Annotated in this window: 16 protein-coding genes; 5 read left to right on the top strand and 11 right to left on the bottom strand. The window is 72.6% G+C overall.

Annotated elements, in window-relative coordinates:
• Positions 1-3 precede the first annotated feature (3 nt).
• Positions 4-1,173 (top strand): cysteine desulfurase family protein, encoded by a 1,170-nt coding sequence (locus IEW07_RS03080; protein ID WP_188534367.1) that lies wholly within the window; start codon positions 4-6, stop codon positions 1,171-1,173.
• 23 nt (positions 1,174-1,196) lie between these two features.
• Here IEW07_RS03080 and IEW07_RS03075 read toward each other — a convergent pair whose 3' ends face one another.
• The 3 genes from IEW07_RS03075 to IEW07_RS03065 form a co-directional block, all read right to left on the bottom strand.
• Positions 1,197-1,724, bottom strand: a complete 528-nt coding sequence (locus tag IEW07_RS03075) for a hypothetical protein (RefSeq protein ID WP_188534366.1) — start codon at positions 1,722-1,724, stop codon at positions 1,197-1,199.
• Positions 1,725-1,856: 132 nt separating this feature from the next.
• Positions 1,857-3,374: an acyl-CoA synthetase gene (locus IEW07_RS03070; protein WP_188534365.1), complete on the bottom strand. Its 1,518-nt coding sequence runs from the start codon at positions 3,372-3,374 to the stop codon at positions 1,857-1,859.
• A 274-nt stretch (positions 3,375-3,648) separates the two neighbouring features.
• Entirely contained in the window at positions 3,649-4,131 is a 483-nt protein-coding gene (locus IEW07_RS03065) for a MarR family winged helix-turn-helix transcriptional regulator (RefSeq protein WP_188534364.1), read from the bottom strand.
• A 183-nt stretch (positions 4,132-4,314) separates the two neighbouring features.
• Between IEW07_RS03065 and IEW07_RS03060 the strand changes: the two genes are divergently transcribed.
• From IEW07_RS03060 to IEW07_RS03045, 4 genes are all read left to right on the top strand, one after another.
• On the top strand, positions 4,315-5,271 hold the full coding sequence (locus IEW07_RS03060) for an SDR family NAD(P)-dependent oxidoreductase (protein ID WP_188534363.1): 957 nt from the start codon (positions 4,315-4,317) through the stop codon (positions 5,269-5,271).
• Positions 5,272-5,282: 11 nt separating this feature from the next.
• Complete coding sequence (locus IEW07_RS03055) at positions 5,283-6,176, top strand: amidohydrolase family protein (protein ID WP_188534362.1); 894 nt, start codon at positions 5,283-5,285, stop codon at positions 6,174-6,176.
• Positions 6,173-7,369, top strand: coding sequence for an acyl-CoA dehydrogenase family protein (locus IEW07_RS03050; protein ID WP_188534361.1), 1,197 nt, complete (start codon positions 6,173-6,175; stop codon positions 7,367-7,369). The genes IEW07_RS03055 and IEW07_RS03050 overlap by 4 nt, the downstream gene beginning before the upstream one ends.
• A gap of 61 nt (positions 7,370-7,430) precedes the next feature.
• Complete coding sequence (locus IEW07_RS03045; RefSeq protein ID WP_188534360.1) at positions 7,431-7,919, top strand: MaoC family dehydratase; 489 nt, start codon at positions 7,431-7,433, stop codon at positions 7,917-7,919.
• Between the two features lie 73 nt (positions 7,920-7,992).
• Here the strand turns inward: IEW07_RS03045 and IEW07_RS03040 are convergent, their stop codons facing one another.
• From IEW07_RS03040 to IEW07_RS03005, 8 genes are all read right to left on the bottom strand, one after another.
• Positions 7,993-9,174, bottom strand: coding sequence for an NAD(P)-dependent malic enzyme (locus tag IEW07_RS03040; RefSeq protein ID WP_188534359.1), 1,182 nt, complete (start codon positions 9,172-9,174; stop codon positions 7,993-7,995).
• Positions 9,175-9,373: 199 nt separating this feature from the next.
• Positions 9,374-9,994 (bottom strand): superoxide dismutase, encoded by a 621-nt coding sequence (locus IEW07_RS03035; RefSeq protein ID WP_188534358.1) that lies wholly within the window; start codon positions 9,992-9,994, stop codon positions 9,374-9,376.
• Positions 9,995-10,132: 138 nt separating this feature from the next.
• On the bottom strand, positions 10,133-10,663 hold the full coding sequence (locus IEW07_RS03030) for an SRPBCC family protein (protein ID WP_188534357.1): 531 nt from the start codon (positions 10,661-10,663) through the stop codon (positions 10,133-10,135).
• A gap of 423 nt (positions 10,664-11,086) precedes the next feature.
• The gene (locus tag IEW07_RS03025) at positions 11,087-12,346 is read right to left on the bottom strand and encodes an MFS transporter (RefSeq protein WP_188534356.1); all 1,260 of its coding nucleotides are present in this window, start codon (positions 12,344-12,346) and stop codon (positions 11,087-11,089) included.
• A complete protein-coding gene (locus tag IEW07_RS03020; protein WP_188534355.1) occupies positions 12,343-12,780 on the bottom strand; it encodes a DMT family transporter in 438 nt (145 codons plus the stop codon). Before IEW07_RS03020 ends, IEW07_RS03025 begins: the two co-directional genes overlap by 4 nt.
• Positions 12,770-13,087, bottom strand: a complete 318-nt coding sequence (locus IEW07_RS03015; protein WP_188534354.1) for a DMT family transporter — start codon at positions 13,085-13,087, stop codon at positions 12,770-12,772. The genes IEW07_RS03020 and IEW07_RS03015 overlap by 11 nt, the downstream gene beginning before the upstream one ends.
• Positions 13,088-13,089: 2 nt before the next feature.
• Complete coding sequence (locus IEW07_RS03010; RefSeq protein WP_371870202.1) at positions 13,090-14,973, bottom strand: amylosucrase; 1,884 nt, start codon at positions 14,971-14,973, stop codon at positions 13,090-13,092.
• A 402-nt stretch (positions 14,974-15,375) separates the two neighbouring features.
• Positions 15,376-16,338 carry an ABC transporter substrate-binding protein gene (locus IEW07_RS03005; protein WP_188534353.1) on the bottom strand — a complete coding sequence of 321 codons (963 nt, stop codon included), beginning with the start codon at positions 16,336-16,338 and terminating at the stop codon, positions 15,376-15,378.
• Positions 16,339-16,374: the final 36 nt, after the last annotated feature.

Here is a 16,374-nt window from a genome sequence, read left to right as displayed (position 1 = left end):
GCCATGCTCTACCTCGACAACGCCGCGACCACCCCCGTGCGCCGGGAGGTCCTGGAGGCCATGTGGCCGTACCTGACGCAGGAGTTCGGCAACGCCGCCAGCCACCACGAGGTCGGCCGCCGGGCCCTCGCCGGGCTGGACGCCGCGCGGGAGTCCGTGGCCGAGGTGCTCAACTGCCGGCCCGCCGAGGTGGTCTTCACCTCCGGGGGGACCGAGGCCGACAACCTGGCCGTCAAGGGCATCGCCCTGGGCCGCCGGGACCGGGACCCGGCGCTGGGCCACGTGGTGACGAGCGCCGTCGAGCACCACGCCGTGCTCGACTCCGCCCGCGACCTGGCCCGCTGGGACGGCTTCGCCCTCACCGAGCTGGGCGTCTCCCACGAGGGACTGGTGGACCCCGCCGAGCTGGCCCGGGCTGTCCGTCCGGGCACGGCGGTGGTATCCGTGATGCATGCGAACAACGAGACGGGTGCGGTCCAGGCGGTCGCCGAACTGGCTGCGGTGGCTCGGGCGCGGGACGTCCCGTTCCATACGGATGCGGTCCAGGCGGCCGGGTCGCTGGAGCTGGACGTACAAGCGCTCGACGTGGCGGCGCTGAGCCTCGCCGGGCACAAGATCGGGGCGCCCAAGGGCATCGGCGCCCTCTACCTGCGCCGCGGCACGCCGCTGCGGCCGCTGCTGAGCGGCGGCGGGCACGAGCGCGGCCGGCGCTCCGGCACGTCCAACGTGGCGGGGGCGGTCGGCCTGGCCGCGGCCCTGCGGCTCGCGGCCCAGGAGCGCCCGGCTAAGGCCGCGCACCTGGCGGGGCTGCGCGACCGGCTGATCACAGGGATCCTGTCCGCCGTGCCCACCGCGGTCCTGACCGGGCCCGACCCCCGGGAGCACCCGGAGCAGCGGCTGCCCGGGCACGCGTCCTTCTGCTTCCCCGGCGTCAACGGCGAGACCGTGCTCGTGGACCTCGAGGCGCGCGGGCTGCTGGTCTCCTCCGGATCGGCCTGCTCCGCCGGCGACACCGAGCCCTCGCACGTGCTGACCGCCATGGGGTTCCCCCCGGAGGTGGCCACCACGGCCGTGCGGTTCACCCTGGCCGCCGACGTCACGCCGGAGCAGGTGGACGCGGTCGTGGCGGCGCTCCGGGACGTCGTCGAACGGCTCTCCCCGACCCGGAGCTGACGCCGGGGTCCCGGGGCCGGTGCTCAGCCGGTCGGCAGCGCGTGCTGCTTCCCGGCGTGGACGACCATCAGCTGGGACTCGGGCGTGCCCTCGACGAGCCGGGGGCTCTCCGGGACCAGCGACCACGGTCCCGCCGGGCAGGAGTTCGGCGCGGGACCCTCGGGGGCGGCGGACGAGCCGCCCGGGCCGTCGAAGCCCGTGAGGCGGAAGCCGGTGACCCTGCCCTTCCAGTCGGTCCGCGTCTCGTGGGCGACGGACCGCGACAGGCTGACGGTCAGCGTCATCCGCTGCTCGCGGACCTCGCCGGTCTCCTCGTTGACGCACGCCCACGTCCGGCGGGTCACGGACTCGGAGGCCACGACGAACGAGATCGTCCCGGCGTTCGCCTGCAGCTCCCGGTTCCGCCAGTCCAGCGCGGCCTTGACGGCACCCCGGCCCACGAAGCCCGTGCCGTCCTCGTGCGCCCTACCGGCCGCCTGCGCCGGGGCACCGATCGCCAGCGCGGCGACCGCCGCCATGGTGGCCGGCAGCGCCGTCGTTCTCTTCCTCACGCGGTCCTCCCCCGTTCCTCCTCCTGTCCCCCGACAGGAGCGCGGCCGCACCGGCCGTGCTCCCGCACGCTATGGCAGGCGGGCGGGTACGTCCAGGAGGCGGGGCCGGTCCCGGCGAACGTGTCGCCCGGCTCAGCGGGCGGCCCGCTCCCGCAGGACGTTCTTGCGGATCTTGCCCGAGGCGGTGCGGGGCATCTCCTCCACGAGGGACAGCGTCCTGGGGATCTTGTACCGCGCCAGCCGCCCGTCCAGGTGCTCCTGGATCGTCGCGGCCGTGACCTCGGCGCCCTCCCTCGGGACGACCACCGCGTGCGGCACCTCGCCCCACTTCTCGTCCGGGACGCCGATCACCGCGACGGAGGCCACCCCCGGGAGCTCCAGGATCGCCGCCTCGACCTCGGCCGGGTAGACGTTCTCCCCGCCCGAGATGATCATGTCCTTGATCCGGTCGGAGACGAACAGGTAGCCGTCCTCGTCGAGGTAGCCCATGTCCCCGGAGTGGAACCACTCGCCCTCGAAGGAGGACGCGGCGTCCGGGCGGTTCCAGTACTGCTTGATGACGTTCGGCCCGGAGAGGAGGATCTCGCCCTGCTCGCCCGGCCCCACCTCCTGTCCGGCCGGGTCGACGATCTTCACGTCGCTGAAGAAGTGCGGCAGCCCGGAGGAGCCCGCCTTCTCCCGGGACTTCGCCGCCGGGAGGTTGGTGGCGCCGGGGGAGGTCTCGGTCATGCCGTAGCTGGCCGTGAAGGCCAGGCCGCGGTTCTCGTAGGCGTCGAGGACCCGCATCGGCACGGCCGAGCCGCCGCACGTGAGCTTGCGCAGGGAGCTGAGGTCCGTGGACTCCCAGTCCGGGTGCTCGCACAGCAGCTGATAGGTGGTGGGCACCCCGGACAGCCACGTGACCCGGTGCTGCTCGATGAGCCGCAGCACCCGGCCCGGCTCGAACTTGGACTCGAGCACGAGCGTGGCGCCCTTGAGCAGGGTGGGCAGCACGCCCATGCCCAGCGACGCGACGTGGAACATCGGGGAGATCATCAGGGCCACCTCGTCGGCGGCCACGTCGTAGTCCACCAGGACGTTGAAGCAGTTCCACGTGAAGTTGCCGTGGGTCAGGCACGCCCCCTTGGGGCGGCCCGTGGTCCCGGAGGTGTAGAGGATGACGGCCAGGTCCTCGAGGGCCACGGGCACGTCCTCGGCCCAGGGCTCGGCCCCCGCGATCACAGACTCCAGCGTGGGCGTCCCGTCGGGGGCCTCCTCGGCGACGACCCACCGGACGACGCCGGCCATGCCCCGTGCGGAGGCCTCGGCCAGCCCGGACAGCGCCCCGTCGTGGACGAGCGCCGAGACGCCGGCGTCCTCCAGCTGGTACCGGATCTCCGGCACGGCCAGGCGGGTGTTGAGCGGCACCAGCACCGCCCCGAGAGCCCCCGCGGCGAACATCGTCTCGACGAACGCCGGGCTGTTCTCGCCCAGGAACCCCACCCGGTCGCCGGGGCCGACGCCCGCACGCGACAGCGCGGTGGCCAGGCGGGCGGAGCGGTCGTGCAGCTGCCCGTAGGTGAGGGTGCGCTCCCCGTGGACCACGGCCACCTTGCCCCCGGACTTCTCCAGCCTCCGGGTGAGCCACGATCCCAGTCCTTCATTGCGCATGCGGGTGCCTCCTCAGGCGATCGTCAAATGCAATAGTTGAAAAAATCCACTATTCCTGCACCAAGGGTAGTGAGAGGGGGATCACGTTGTCCAGAGGTGCGGGCGATCTCCTGCGGGACACCGGCGGCCGGCGGGCACAGCAGGGCCTGCGCCCGCGGCGGCGGGCAGCGCGAGGGGCTCCGCCGTCGTCGGACGCGGAGGAGGCGCGGAGGAGGCGCGGAGGAGAGGAGGGGAAGAAGGGGAACGGGGCCGGCCGGAGCGCCGGCCCCGGATGCTAGAGGGCGGCCTTGCGCAGGAGGCGGAACAGCTCGTCCCGCTCGGCGGCGGACAGCTCGGTGAGCGAGTCCTCGGTGGAGCGGGCCACGAGGGCCTTCGCCTCGGCGTACAGGCTGTGCCCGGCGGCAGTGGGGGCGAGGATCTTCGACCGGCGGTCGCGGGGGTCCGTGCGGCGCTCGACGGCGCCCCGCTGCTCCAGCTCGTCGATGATCGACACGATCTGGCTCGGATCCAGGACGAGGAACTGGCTGAGCTCCCGCTGGGTCGGCTCCTCGCCGCTGCACGCGAGGGCCAGGACGGAGTAGTGGCGCACCTTCAGGCCGAGCTCCGCGAGCATCCGGTTCGCCCCGGCGGAACCGGTGGAGGCCAGCCGCGCCGCCAGGAAGAACGGCTCAGTGGCGAGATCGGTGTGCGCCAGGCGCTCGATGCCGTCGACCGCAGGGGTCTCCTCGTCGACCGAGGGGGTCGTGCGTGGCGTCATGGCGTGGGTCCTCCGGCAGGTGTGGTGGGCTTCCAGTCTAGAAGAAGAGTGAATCCATCATAGGTGGAAATCCTTAACTGTTGACTTTTTCAATGATCCGCAGTGGAATGGACGTGAACCTGGAGCAGTGACCGGCGTCACCCACGACGGCCCTGCCGGAACCGAGCACAAGGAGTCCTTCCCATGACCGACACCAGCACCGCACCGCTGACCGGCAAGGTCGCCGTCGTCACCGGCTCCGGCCAGGGCCTCGGCCTCGCCTACGCGCAGGAGCTCGCCCGCCAGGGCGCGGCCGTCGTGATCAACGACGTCAACCAGGAGACCGCCGACCGCGCCGTCGCCTCCATCGCCGAGGCCGGCGGGCAGGCCGTCGCCGTCGTGGCGCCGGTGGGCACCACGGAGGCCGCGACCGCCCTCGTCGAGGGCGCCGTGACGGCCTTCGGGCGCCTGGACATCCTCGTCACCAACGCCGGGGTGCTGCGGGACAAGTCCCTGCTGAAGATGACCGACGAGGACTTCGACGTCGTCGTCCAGGTCCACCTGCGCGGGACCTTCACCTGCGTGCGCGAGGCGTACCGCCACTTCAAGGACAACAAGGTGGCCGGGCGCATCATCACCATCGGCTCCCCCACCGGCCAGTACGGCACCTTCGGGCAGACCAACTACGCCGCGGCGAAGGCCGGGATCGTGGGCATGGTCCGCACCTGGGCCCTGGAGATGGAGCGGGCGGGCGTCACCGCCAACGCCGTCATCCCCGTGGCCGCCACCGCCATGACCGAGACGATCCCCTTCTTCCGCTCCGCCGTCGAGGCCGACCGCCGCGGCGAGCCCATGCCGGACTTCTTCCGCAAGGAGCTCGGCTTCGGCAACGCCGACGACGTGGCGGGCCTGATCGCCTACCTCGCCTCCGACGACGCCGCCGGGATCAACGGCCAGGTCCTGGGCGCCGGCGGCGACCGCCTCCAGGTGTTCAGCCACCCCCGGCCCGTGGTCACCGAGTACCGCGACGGCGGCTGGACCTTCGAGGCGCTGCGCGCGGAGTTCCCCCGCATCATCGAGGGCCACCTCCAGCCGGTCGGCGAGACGCTGCCGCCGCTGCCGGAGGAGCTCCAGCCCGAATCCGCCACCGAGAAGGCCTAGGAGACAGGACCATGCGCTACGAGTACGGTCTCGACCTCGCGTCCCTGGACGCCATCGACATGCACGTGCACATCGAGTGCTCCGACCACGGGCACCCGTCCCTGCCCTCGGCGCTGACCGAGGCCTCCGCGAAGTACTTCAAGTCGGAGGACCGCTCCCCGTCCCTGGACACCATCGCCGAGCGCTACCGCGAGTGGAGGATGGCCGCCGTCGTCTTCACCGTGGACGCCACCACCGCCCTGGGTCACGAGCCCAACTCCATCGAGGAGATCGCCGAGGGGGCGGCGCGCAACAACGACGTCCTCATCCCCTTCGGCTCCGTGGACCCGCTCCAGGGGCAGAAGTCCGTGGAGCGGGCGAAGAAGCTGGTGGAGGAGCACGGCGTCAAGGGCTTCAAGTTCCACCCGTCGCTGCAGAGCTTCGACCCCTCCGACGAGCGGTTCTACCCGCTCTACGAGGCGATCCAGGCCCTCGGCGTCCCGGCGCTGTTCCACACCGGGCAGAACGGCATGGGCGCCGGCCTGCCCGGCGGCTACGGGATCAAGCTCGCCTACTCCAACCCGCTGCTGCTGGACGCCGTCGCCGCGGACTTCCCCGAGCTGCAGGTCATCATGGCCCACCCCTCGGTCCCGTGGCAGGAGGAGGCCAACTCGATCGCGACCCACAAGGCCAACGTGTGGATCGACCTCTCGGGCTGGTCGCCGAAGTACTTCCCCGAGTCCCTGGTGAAGGCCTCCAACCGGATGCTCCAGGACAAGGTGCTCTTCGGCACCGACTACCCGCTGATCACCCCGCAGAAGTGGCTCGGGGACTTCGAGCAGCAGAGCTTCACGGACCAGGTCCGCCCCAAGATCCTCAAGGAGAACGCGGTGCGCCTGCTCGGACTGGACGGGACCCGGGCATGAGCACCCCCCCGGACACCGGCCGCCTCTACCCCGACTGCGACCCGTACGGGGTCGAGGGGAGGCTGACCGAGGCGGAGAAGGCGCCGCTGCGGCGGCTGCGGCGGGTGCTCGAGGACGAGGTGCGGCCCCTGCTGGCCGAGTACTGGGAGGCCGGCGAGTTCCCGTACCAGATCGCCCCGTCCCTGCACGCGCTGCGGCTCATGGACCCGCCGGAGCTCACCGCCGGCGGCGGGCAGCCCCGGTCCCTGTACCACGGCTTCCGGATCTTCGAGCTGGCCCGCACCGACGCCTCCGTCGCCACGTTCTACACCGCCCAGGCCGGGCTCTTCCGCACGGCCTGCCGCGTGGGCGGCACGCCCGAGCAGTTCGCGCAGTGGGACCCGAGGATCACGTCCTTCGAGATGACCGGCGTCTTCAGCCTCACGGAGCCCGACCACGGCTCCGACATCGCCGGCGGGCTGGCCACCACGGCCCGGCGCGAGGGCGAGGAGTGGGTGCTCAACGGCGCCAAACGCTGGATCGGCGGCGCCTTCACGGCCGACTACCTCGCCGTCTTCGCCCGCGACGAGGCCGACGGGCAGGTCAAGGGCTTCCTCGTGGACCGCGAGGCACCGGGGGTGCGGCTGGAGAAGATCCAGGGCAAGACCTCCCTGCGCATGATGCAGAACGCGGACATCCACCTCCAGGACGCCCGCGTCCCCGAGTCCCAGCGGCTCGGGAACGTGAACTCGTTCAAGGACGTCGCCGCGATGCTGCGCGCGATGCGCTCCGACGTCGCGTGGATCGCCACCGGCGTCCAGGCCGGCGCCTACGAGGCCGCGCTGCGCTACGTCCGGGAGCGCGAGCAGTTCGGCCGCCCGATCGGCAGCTTCCAGCTCGTCCAGGAGAAGCTGGCCCGCATGCTCGGCAACGTCACGGCGTCCCTGAGCATGGTCGCCGGGCTCGCCGAGCGGCAGGAGGAGGGCGTCTACCGGGACGAGGACTCCGCCCTGGCCAAGATGTGGATCAGCCTCCGGATGCGCGAGACCGTCGCGCTGGCCCGCGAGCTCGTGGGCGGCAACGGCATCACCCTGGCCCACGACGTCGCCCGGTTCCACGCCGACGCGGAGGCCGTCTACTCCTACGAGGGCACCCACGAGATCAACGCGCTCGTGGTCGGCCGCTCGCTCACGGGCCGGAGCGCGTTCGCCTGAGCCGCTCCCCCGGAACACCGCCCCAGCACCCCACCACTCCACTTCCGACCGAGGACACGCCATGACCCAGTCCCAGCCCACCGCACAGCCCCAGTCCCTGACCGTCGTCCCCTTCGACCAGGTCAAGGACCTGGCCGGCAGGAACCTCGGGCACTCCGCCTGGCGGACGATCACCCAGGAGCAGGTCAACACGTTCGCCGACGCGACCGACGACCACCAGTGGATCCACGTGGACCCCGAACGGGCCAAGGAGGGACCGTTCGGCGCCCCGATCGCCCACGGCTTCCTGACCCTGGCCCTGCTCATCCCCATGTGGACCGAGCTCCTCGAGGTCACCGGGGTGAAGACCAAGGTGAACTACGGTCTCGACAAGGTCCGCTTCACCTCCCCCGTGAAGGTCGGCTCGCGCGTCCGCATGACCGTCACCGTCACCGACGTCCAGGAGATCAAGGGCAACGGCGTGCACCTGGTGGTCGACGCCGTCATCGAGATCGAGGGCGAGGAGCGGCCCGCCGTCGTCGCGACGTTCCTCAACCGCTTCTACGCCTGAGCCCGCCGCGCCAGGACGGGGACGGCCCCGGTTCCCTGTGGGAACCGGGGCCGTCCCCGTGCGGACGAGGCGCTCAGCGCTGCGCGTCGGCGCGCACGCAGGCCGCCACGGCCTCGGCCACGGCCGGGGCGACCCGGTCGTCCAGGGCGCTGGGCACGATGTGCTCGGCGCTCAGGCCGTCGGCGACGGCGATGGCCGCGATGGCACGGGCCGCCTCGAGCTTCATCTGCGAGGTGATCCGCCGCGCCCCGGCATCCAGCGCGCCGCGGAAGATGCCGGGGAAGGCCAGGACGTTGTTGATCTGGTTCGGGAAGTCGGAGCGGCCGGTGGCCACCACCGTCGCGTACTTGGCCGCGACGTCCGGCATGATCTCCGGGTCCGGGTTGGCCAGGGCGAACACGATGGCGTCCTCGGCCAGCTCGGTCAGGTACTCCTCGGGGATCTTCCCGCCCGAGACGCCCACGAACACGTCCGCGCCCTCCAGGGCGTCCTTGGGACCGCCGATGAGGCCGCGCGGGTTGGTGCGCCCCGCGTAGTCGGCCTTGATCGCGTTGAGGTCGTCCCGCTCCCGGGAGACGATCCCGCGGGAGTCCATCAGCACCACGTCCTCGATGCCCTGGGCCAGCAGGATCTCGGTGATCGCGATCCCGGCCGCGCCCGCGCCCGCGATGACGACCTTCAGGCCCTCCAGGTCCTTGCCCACGAGCTGGGCGGCGTTGAGCAGGGCGGCCAGGACGACGACGGCGGTGCCGTGCTGGTCGTCGTGCATGACGGGGATGTCGAGCTCCTCGATGAGCCGCTGCTCGATCTCGAAGCAGCGCGGGGCTGAGATGTCCTCGAGGTTCACCGCGCCGAAGCTCGGGCGCAGGAGCTTGACCGTGCGCACGATCTCGTCGACGTCCTGGGTGTCGAGCACGATCGGGATCGAGTCCAGCCCGCCGAACTCCTTGAACAGTGCGGCCTTGCCCTCCATGACGGGCAGGGAGGCCGCGGGGCCGATGTCGCCCAGGCCCAGCACCGCGGAGCCGTCGGAGATCACGGCCACCAGGCGGCCGGCCCAGGTGTGGGTGTTCGCCATGGCGGGGTCCTGGTGGACGGCGCGGGACACCTCCGCCACACCGGGGGTGTACGCGATGGACAGGTCGCGGCGGGTCTTCAGCGGGGACTTCGACACCACCGAGAGCTTGCCGCCCTCGTGGTAGCCGAAGATCTCCTCGTGCGTGATCGGTCCCTGCTGCTGGTTCATGTCGGTCATGTGCTCTCCTCGTCGAGGGCGTCATAGGTCCCGGCCATTGTGCCCTACGGAGCTGACCGCCACGTTACGGGTGTGACCTCCGGCGGCCGCTCACGACCCCTCGAGCGCCCACGCGTCCCGGGAGGCACAGGACCCCCGGACCGTGCGGTCCGGGGGTCCTGTGTCCCGGCGCCGGGGCGCCGGGCGTGCGGGGCGGTGATCAGATGATCGACTTGCCGCCGGCGCGCGCGTTGTCGAAGCGCTGCTGGACGTCGGCCCAGTTCACGATGTTCCAGAAGGCCTTGACGTAGTCGGCCTTGACGTTCTGGTAGTCCAGGTAGAAGGCGTGCTCCCACATGTCCAGCTGCAGCAGCGGGATGGTGGCGACCGGCACGCCGTTCTGCTGGTCGTACATCTGCTCGATGACCAGGTTCCCGCCGATGGGCTCGTAGGCCAGGATCGCCCAGCCGGAGCCCTGGATCGTGGTGGCCGCGGCGGTGAAGTGGTCGCGGAAGGCGTCGAAGGAGCCGAAGAACTCGTCGATCGCCGCGGCGAGCTCGCCGGTCGGCTTGTCGCCGCCCTCGGGGGAGAGGTTCTGCCAGAACACCGAGTGGTTCACGTGACCGCCCAGGTTGAACTGGAGGTCCTTGGAGAGCTTGGCCGCGGCCGCGGCGTCACCCTTGGCGCGTGCCTCGGCCATCTTCTCCAGGGCGGTGTTGGCGCCGGCCACGTAGGCGGCGTGGTGCTTGTCGTGGTGCAGCTCCATGATCTTCGCGGAGATGTGGGGCTCGAGCGCCGCGTAGTCGTAGGGAAGATCGGGAAGGGTGTACTTCTCGGCCATAGGAGAATCCTTTCGATAGCTGTCGTGTGGTTCCACCCTCGTCCCGCGCGCGAGCGGGGGTCAAGGAGGTTCCGCCACCAGCGTACGGTGCCGGCCCCCGCCGGGCGGGCGGGCGCGGCAGGAGCCGGCCGGGCGACCTCAGAACACGTCGGGGGGAGGGTCCTGCGTGCAGCGCGGCGGATGGTCGCTGAGCGGCGACGGCACCGTGAAGCGGAACCGCCCGGTCTCCAGCAGGTGCTGGAGCTTCCTGAGGTTGAGGCGGATGTTGCGCCCCTGGTACTTCTCCACGATCGGGGCCAGCCACGCCTTCGCCGCGGTGCACCGCCCGTCGACGACCGTCTCCACCCGCGTCCCGCCGGCGACGGGCTCCCAGCGGACGTCCACGACCAGGTCGACGATCCCCTGCGTGGTGCGCAGGGTGAGGTTCCGGCCCGCGACGTACTCGGAGACGATGGCGACGTAGGGGAAGCGCAGCGGCCCCGCCCGCCCGGTGAACTCCAGGGCCGTGCCCGTCTGCAGCACCGGGGTGGTCGCCCGGACCTCCCCCGCCACCCCGCGGCGCCACGCGGCGAAGCAGCCGGGGTCCACGAGGAAGCGCTCCACCAGGCGCGGATCGGCGCCCACCACCGCGCTCTCGACCAGTCGGAAGGTTGCCGAACCCTGTGCCATGTGTCCCCCGCGCTCCGTGTCGCCCCCCGGCGGCCCGGACGGCCCGGACCGTGCGCACGGAACGGAGCAGAGACCCATGCGCAGACATTTACTTTAGCGATTTGCTACTCGCCGGTCACCACCGCTCTCGTGCACAGCCCGTGGAGAAAGTTCTCCACAGGTGTGGACGGCGCCGTGCAGAAGTCGAACAAGTGTACGCCTCGTCCCGCGCCGGCGGTCCCGCCCCCGGTGGGACGGGGAACGAGCGTCGCGGCGGGGGCGTAATTCCACCGGTGGAAGTTATCCACCCTGTGGACGGCGGCTGTGGACAACGCGGGGAAAACCGGTGGACGGCTCCGGGAGCGCGGCGTCACGAGAGGACGCACGGGTCTGCCGGTCCGGGACGGACGGGACCACGCCCCGTCGCCGTCCGGGACGCCGCGGTCACCGGCGGCCGCGGCCCCGCGCGAGAGCCGCCAGCACGGCGCAGCCGAGATAGCAGGCCAGGACCACGCCCCAGCCCACCGCGAAGGACGCCGTGAGCTGGAGCAGGCCGCCCATCACCAGGGGTCCGGTGCAGAACCCCGCGTAGAGGCCCATGGTCACCACGCCGGACGACGCGCCCACCCGCTCCGCCGGCACCGCGCGCATCGCCCCGGACATCACCACCACGCTGACCGCGAGCGCCGCGGCGCCGTGCAGCACGGCCGCGGGCCACACGAGCCAGCCGAGGCCCGGGGTCAGGGGCGCCACGAGCAGGAGGACGGCGCTGGCGGACGCCCCCAGGGCCATGAGGAGGAGCAGCACGAAGCCGTCGGCCCCGGGGCGGCCCATGACGCGCGCCCACGCCACGCGGGAGACGATGCCCACGAGCGCGGAGACGGACACGGTGGCGCCCGCTGCCACCACGTCGAACCCCAGGGCCCGGTGGGCGTACAGCGGGAGGTAGACGTTGGCCGCCTGCATCCCCAGCCCCGTCAGGGCCGCGGCTGCGGCGTACGCGTGGACGACGCGGGGCATGGGCGCGCGCGGCGCCCGGGGCCGCCCGCGTGCCCCGGTGCCCGCCGGGGGCGCGGTGGCCCGCGGCGGGACGGGCCGGCCGGCCCCGGGGTTGTCGGGGACCGTGAGCCAGCCGTGCACGAGCAGGGCGAGGGTGACGACGGCGGCGAGGAGGACGGCGGTGCGCCAGCCGAGGAGCAGCCCGAGCGCGGGGAAGGTCAGGCCCGCCACGAGCTGCGCGGCCTGCACGCCCGCCTGCTTGACGCCCAGCCAGCTCGCCCGCCGCGGTGCGGGCACGTGGAGGCGGATGAGCCGGTTGGTGGCGGGATTGGCCATGACCTGGCCGAGGCCCGAGAGGACCATGGCCGCGAGCAGCACCCCGTAGTTCGGGGCCAGCGCCGTGAGCACCATGGACAGCACCGCCCCGCAGAACATGATCACCAGCAGCGTGCGGGCGCCCAGCCGGTCCGCCCACCGCCCGGACCGGACGGCGGTGACCGAGGCGACGAAGAACGTCACGGCGGCGAGCAGCCCGAACCGGCTCTCCGTGATCCCCAGGTCGGCGATCACCAGGGGGCTCATGGCGGAGAGGCTGTGGGTGAGCAGCGGGCCCACCGCCATGGTGGAGACCAGCACGAGCATGAGGTTCGCCCCGGGGCCCCGGGCCGCGGCGGGGCGGGCGGCCGTCTCCGACGGCGGGGTCACCGGCCCGCTCCGGGCCCGGCGGTCCGCCCCGGCGCCGCGAGGCCGTCCGCCGGGCCCGCCGGCGGGGCGGAGGCCCCCTCCTCCGGCAGCGGGCGCTCGGCGAGCCGCAGGCCCGCGACGCACGCCACGATCCCGGCCAGGAACACGGCCTGCGGCACGGACAGCCCCTGCTCCCCGGTGGCCGCAGCCCAGCCGACGGTCAGCACCGCCCCGACCCCCGTCCACACGGCGTAGGCGGTGCCCATGGGGATCGTGCGGGCGGCGCGTGCCAGGGTGAGCATGCTGAGGGCGAGGGCCGCCCCGAAGAGGACGGTGGGCCCCGGGCGGCCGAAGCCCTCCGAGGCGCCCAGGGCGGTCGCCCACACCGCCTCGAGGACGCCGCTCACCAGCAGCAGCGCCCAGGCGCGGGAGCGCGGGGGGCGGTCAGCCGACAAGCCGGAGGCCGATCACGCAGCCGATGATGCCGAGCACCATGAGCACCTTGAACGGGGCGGCGGACTCGCGGCCGGTCAGCATGGACCAGGCCGCGGTCAGCGCCCCGCCGATGCCCACCCACACCGCGTACGCCGTTCCCACGGGCAGGACGGTCATGGCGTGGGCCAGCCCGGCCATGCTGACGGCCGCCGAGAGCGCGAACACCAGGACGGGCAGGGGCCGGCGGAAGCCGTCCGAGGCGGCGAGGGCGGACGCCCACACCGCCTCCAGAACGCCGGAGAGCACCAGCACCGTCCACGCGCCCATGGTCAGCGGACCGGGAGGGCGCGGATCCAGAGGAATCCGTGGGCGTCCAGCAGGACGCCGTGGCGCAGGTCGATCTCGGTGTGGCCGTGCAGCTCGGTGGCCTGGGGCAGGAAGCCGGAGAGGGTCTCCCCGGTGACGAACTGGGACCAGTCGGAGAAGTTGGCCAGGCACAGCACCACCGTGTTGGCGCCCGGGCGCTGGTAGCCCAGCACGTGGGGGTTGCGGGCGTCGAACGGGATCAGGGCGTTGCCGTCGAACTCCGGGGCGTTCCGGCGCACCTCGACCATCCGGCGGATGCCGCCGAAGATCCGGCCCTGGACCGAGAAGAGGTCGTGGCGGCGCTCGTAGTCCTGCTCCGGGCGGGGCGGGCGGTGCACCCACCGGGCGTCCCCGGCGTGGTCGGGGTCCTGGTCCCACGCGGGGTCGTTGAGCTGGCCGACCTCGTCGCCCAGGTAGAGCAGCGGCATCCCGCCGGTGCTCATGGCGACGGAGTGGGCCAGCAGGATCCGGTCCACCGCGGGCCCCGGCTCCGCGGCCAGGCCGAGCAGGGAGGCGGTGGTCCCGCAGACGCGGCAGTCGCCCGTGCGCGGGTTCTCCTGGAACGGGACGCCGTCCGCGAAGCTGCCCGGGACGCGGCCGGTGTAGAAGGCGTTGAGGAAGCGCCGGTGGTCGTGGCCGTTCACCCCGAGGCGGGCGGCGTCCTCGTCGGAGAACGTCCACCCGATGTCGTCGTGGCCGCGCACGTAGTCCACCCACGCGGTGCCGGGCGGGAGCGCGTGCCGCTCCGCGAGCGCCTGCGCCAGCAGCTTCGGCTCGCGGGTGGCCATCGCCTCCCAGGTGAGGGCCATCTGCAGCGGGTTGTAGGACAGCTGGCACTGGCCGGGCTCGATGTAGCGGGCCACCTCGTCCGGGTGCACGATCGCCTCGGACTTGAACAGCACCGACGGGGCCGCGATCCGGCACACCGCGTTGAACGCCCGCAGCAGGACGTGGGCCTCGGGGAGGGACTCGCACGCGGTCCCCAGCTGCTTCCAGATGAACGCGACCGCGTCCATCCGCAGCACCTCGACGCCCTGGGCCGCGAGGAACAGCATCTCGGCGGCCATGGCCCGGAAGACCGCGGGATTGGTGTAGTTCAGGTCCCACTGGAAGGAGTAGAAGGTGCTCCACACCCACCGCGGGTCGTCCTCGGCCGCGCGCACCCGGGTGAAGGAGCCCGGGTGGTCGTCGGGGAAGATCTCCCGGGTGGTGCGCTCGAACTGCTCCGGGACGGTGCGGTCCGGGAAGATCCAGTAGTAGTCCTCGTACTCCTTCTCCCCCGCGGCGGCCCGGCGGGCCCAGTCGTGCTCGTTCGAGGTGTGGTTGAAGACGAAGTCGAGGACCAGGCTGATCCCGTGCCGGCGCAGCTCCCGGCTCAGGTCCGAGAGCTCCTCCATGGTCCCCAGCCGCGGGTCGACCCGGCGGTAGGAGGAGACCGCGTAGCCGCCGTCCGAGTTGCCCTCCGGGGCCTCGAAGAGGGGCATGAGGTGGAGGTAGGTCAGGCCCAGCTCCTGGAAGTAGGGGATCTGCTCCCGGATCCCCCGCAGGTTCCCGGCGTAGCGGTCCACGTAGCAGACCCCGCCGAGCATCTGGCGGCCGGTGAACCACGCGGGGTCCTGCTCGCGGCGGGCGTCGTGCTGCTTGAGGTCGGCGGGGCGCTCGGCCCAGGACCGGAGCAGCTGGAGGGCGAGCTCGGTGAGCTCCTCCATGAAGTCCTCGCGGTGGCCGTAGATCTGGGCGAAGAGCAGGGTCAGCCGGGGGAAGTGGGCGTCGAACCGGGCGGCGAACGCCTGCCGGTCGGCCTCGGGCAGCTCCTCCGGCACGTGCGGGGCGAGCTGCTGGCGCACGCACGCCGTGATCACGCGGGCCTGGTTCTCGGGCGAGAGTCCTGGGATCCCGGACTGGCTGGTGTGCTGCACGCTGCTCCCTCGGTCGTCCACCCCTGCGGGGCGGTGTCCGAGCTCGAGATCCTCCTTGACGACGAGCCCTCATCGATGACGGGCGCGCACACGTCCGCGGACGTGGGGGCGGCCCGCATCTCAGCATACTGATGCGCCGGGAGCATTTCAGCGGATGACCCCGGCGGTTCCTCCACACGGCTGTGCACAGAGTTTTCCACAGGTGTGGACGGAGGGTGGGGACAGTGCGGGACAGCCCTCCCCGGACCGGCATCACCCCAGGCCGGAAGCGGGTCGCCCCCGGGCGGGACCCGGGGGCGACGTGTGGACAAGCCTGTGCAGCGGGCCCGCTCAGTACCCGTTGGCCGAGAGCCACTCCTGCGCGGCGTCGGCCGGGCTCATCGGGTCGTCCCCGCCGACCTTGCGGTTGAGGTCGACGAGGTCCTCGGTGGTGAGCTTCCCGGAGAGCTCGTCCAGGGCCTCCACGGCCTCCTGCGGCAGCCGGTCCTCGGCCGCCAGCGGGAGCACCTGCTGGGCGATGAAGTTGTTCTCCGGGTCCTCCAGCACCACGAGGTCGTTGTCCGCGATGGCCGGCGTCGTCGTGAAGATGTCCGCCACCTGGACGTCCCCGTCGAGGAGGGCCTGGACGGTCAGGGGGCCGCCGCCGTCGTTGATCGGCTCGAAGGACTGCGGCACGCAGCCGTACTTCTCCTCGAGGCCGGGCAGGCCGTACGCGCGCTCGGCGAACTCCGGGGGCCCGGCGATCACCAGCTGGTCGCAGACTTCGGCGAGGTCGGCGATGCTGGTGAGCCCGTAGCGGTCGGCGGTCTCCCGGGTGACGACCATGGCGTCCTTGTTCTGCGCCTCGGCGGGCGCGAGCACCGTGAGGCCCTCGGGCAGCGCCTCCGGCAGGGCCGCCATGATCTCCTCGGCGGAGCTCGCGGTGGCCTCGGGGTCCGCGAAGAGCAGCAGGTTCCCGGAGTAGTCCGGGACCACGTCCACGGACCCGTCCTGCACCGCTCCCACGTACGCCTCGCGGGCCCCGATGCCGGGGCTCGTCTCCGTCCCGATCCCGGCGGCCTCGAGCGCGCCGGCGTAGAGCTCGGCCACGACCTGGCTCTCCGGGAAGTCCGCGGAGCCCACGGTCACGGTCCCCGCGGCGTCCGTCGCGGACCCGCCGTCCCCGGCGAGCGGGTCCTCCCCGGAGCCGCAGGCCGTGAGCCCGAGGAGGAGGGCGGCGCCGGCGGCGGGCACGGCGAACCTGCGGCGGCGGCCGGGGGCGGGAGCGGGGGCGGGGGCGGGAGCGGTGGTCATGGTCGTTCTCCTGTCGGTCGGGACTCGATCGGGCGC

The sequence above is a fragment of the Kocuria dechangensis genome (assembly GCF_014636775.1).
Classification (GTDB): domain Bacteria; phylum Actinomycetota; class Actinomycetes; order Actinomycetales; family Micrococcaceae; genus Kocuria; species Kocuria dechangensis.
This window is presented reverse-complemented; position numbering and strand designations above follow the sequence as displayed.

Coding starts and splice junctions, on each gene's coding strand:
- IEW07_RS03080 (WP_188534367.1), top strand. CDS start 4: ATGCTCTACCTCGACAACGCCGCGACCACCCCCGTGCGCCGGGAGGTC.
- IEW07_RS03070 (WP_188534365.1), bottom strand. CDS start 3,374: ATGCGCAATGAAGGACTGGGATCGTGGCTCACCCGGAGGCTGGAGAAG.
- IEW07_RS03065 (WP_188534364.1), bottom strand. CDS start 4,131: ATGACGCCACGCACGACCCCCTCGGTCGACGAGGAGACCCCTGCGGTC.
- IEW07_RS03060 (WP_188534363.1), top strand. CDS start 4,315: ATGACCGACACCAGCACCGCACCGCTGACCGGCAAGGTCGCCGTCGTC.
- IEW07_RS03055 (WP_188534362.1), top strand. CDS start 5,283: ATGCGCTACGAGTACGGTCTCGACCTCGCGTCCCTGGACGCCATCGAC.
- IEW07_RS03050 (WP_188534361.1), top strand. CDS start 6,173: ATGAGCACCCCCCCGGACACCGGCCGCCTCTACCCCGACTGCGACCCG.
- IEW07_RS03045 (WP_188534360.1), top strand. CDS start 7,431: ATGACCCAGTCCCAGCCCACCGCACAGCCCCAGTCCCTGACCGTCGTC.
- IEW07_RS03040 (WP_188534359.1), bottom strand. CDS start 9,174: ATGACCGACATGAACCAGCAGCAGGGACCGATCACGCACGAGGAGATC.
- IEW07_RS03035 (WP_188534358.1), bottom strand. CDS start 9,994: ATGGCCGAGAAGTACACCCTTCCCGATCTTCCCTACGACTACGCGGCG.
- IEW07_RS03030 (WP_188534357.1), bottom strand. CDS start 10,663: ATGGCACAGGGTTCGGCAACCTTCCGACTGGTCGAGAGCGCGGTGGTG.
- IEW07_RS03015 (WP_188534354.1), bottom strand. CDS start 13,087: ATGGGCGCGTGGACGGTGCTGGTGCTCTCCGGCGTTCTGGAGGCGGTG.
- IEW07_RS03005 (WP_188534353.1), bottom strand. CDS start 16,338: ATGACCACCGCTCCCGCCCCCGCCCCCGCTCCCGCCCCCGGCCGCCGC.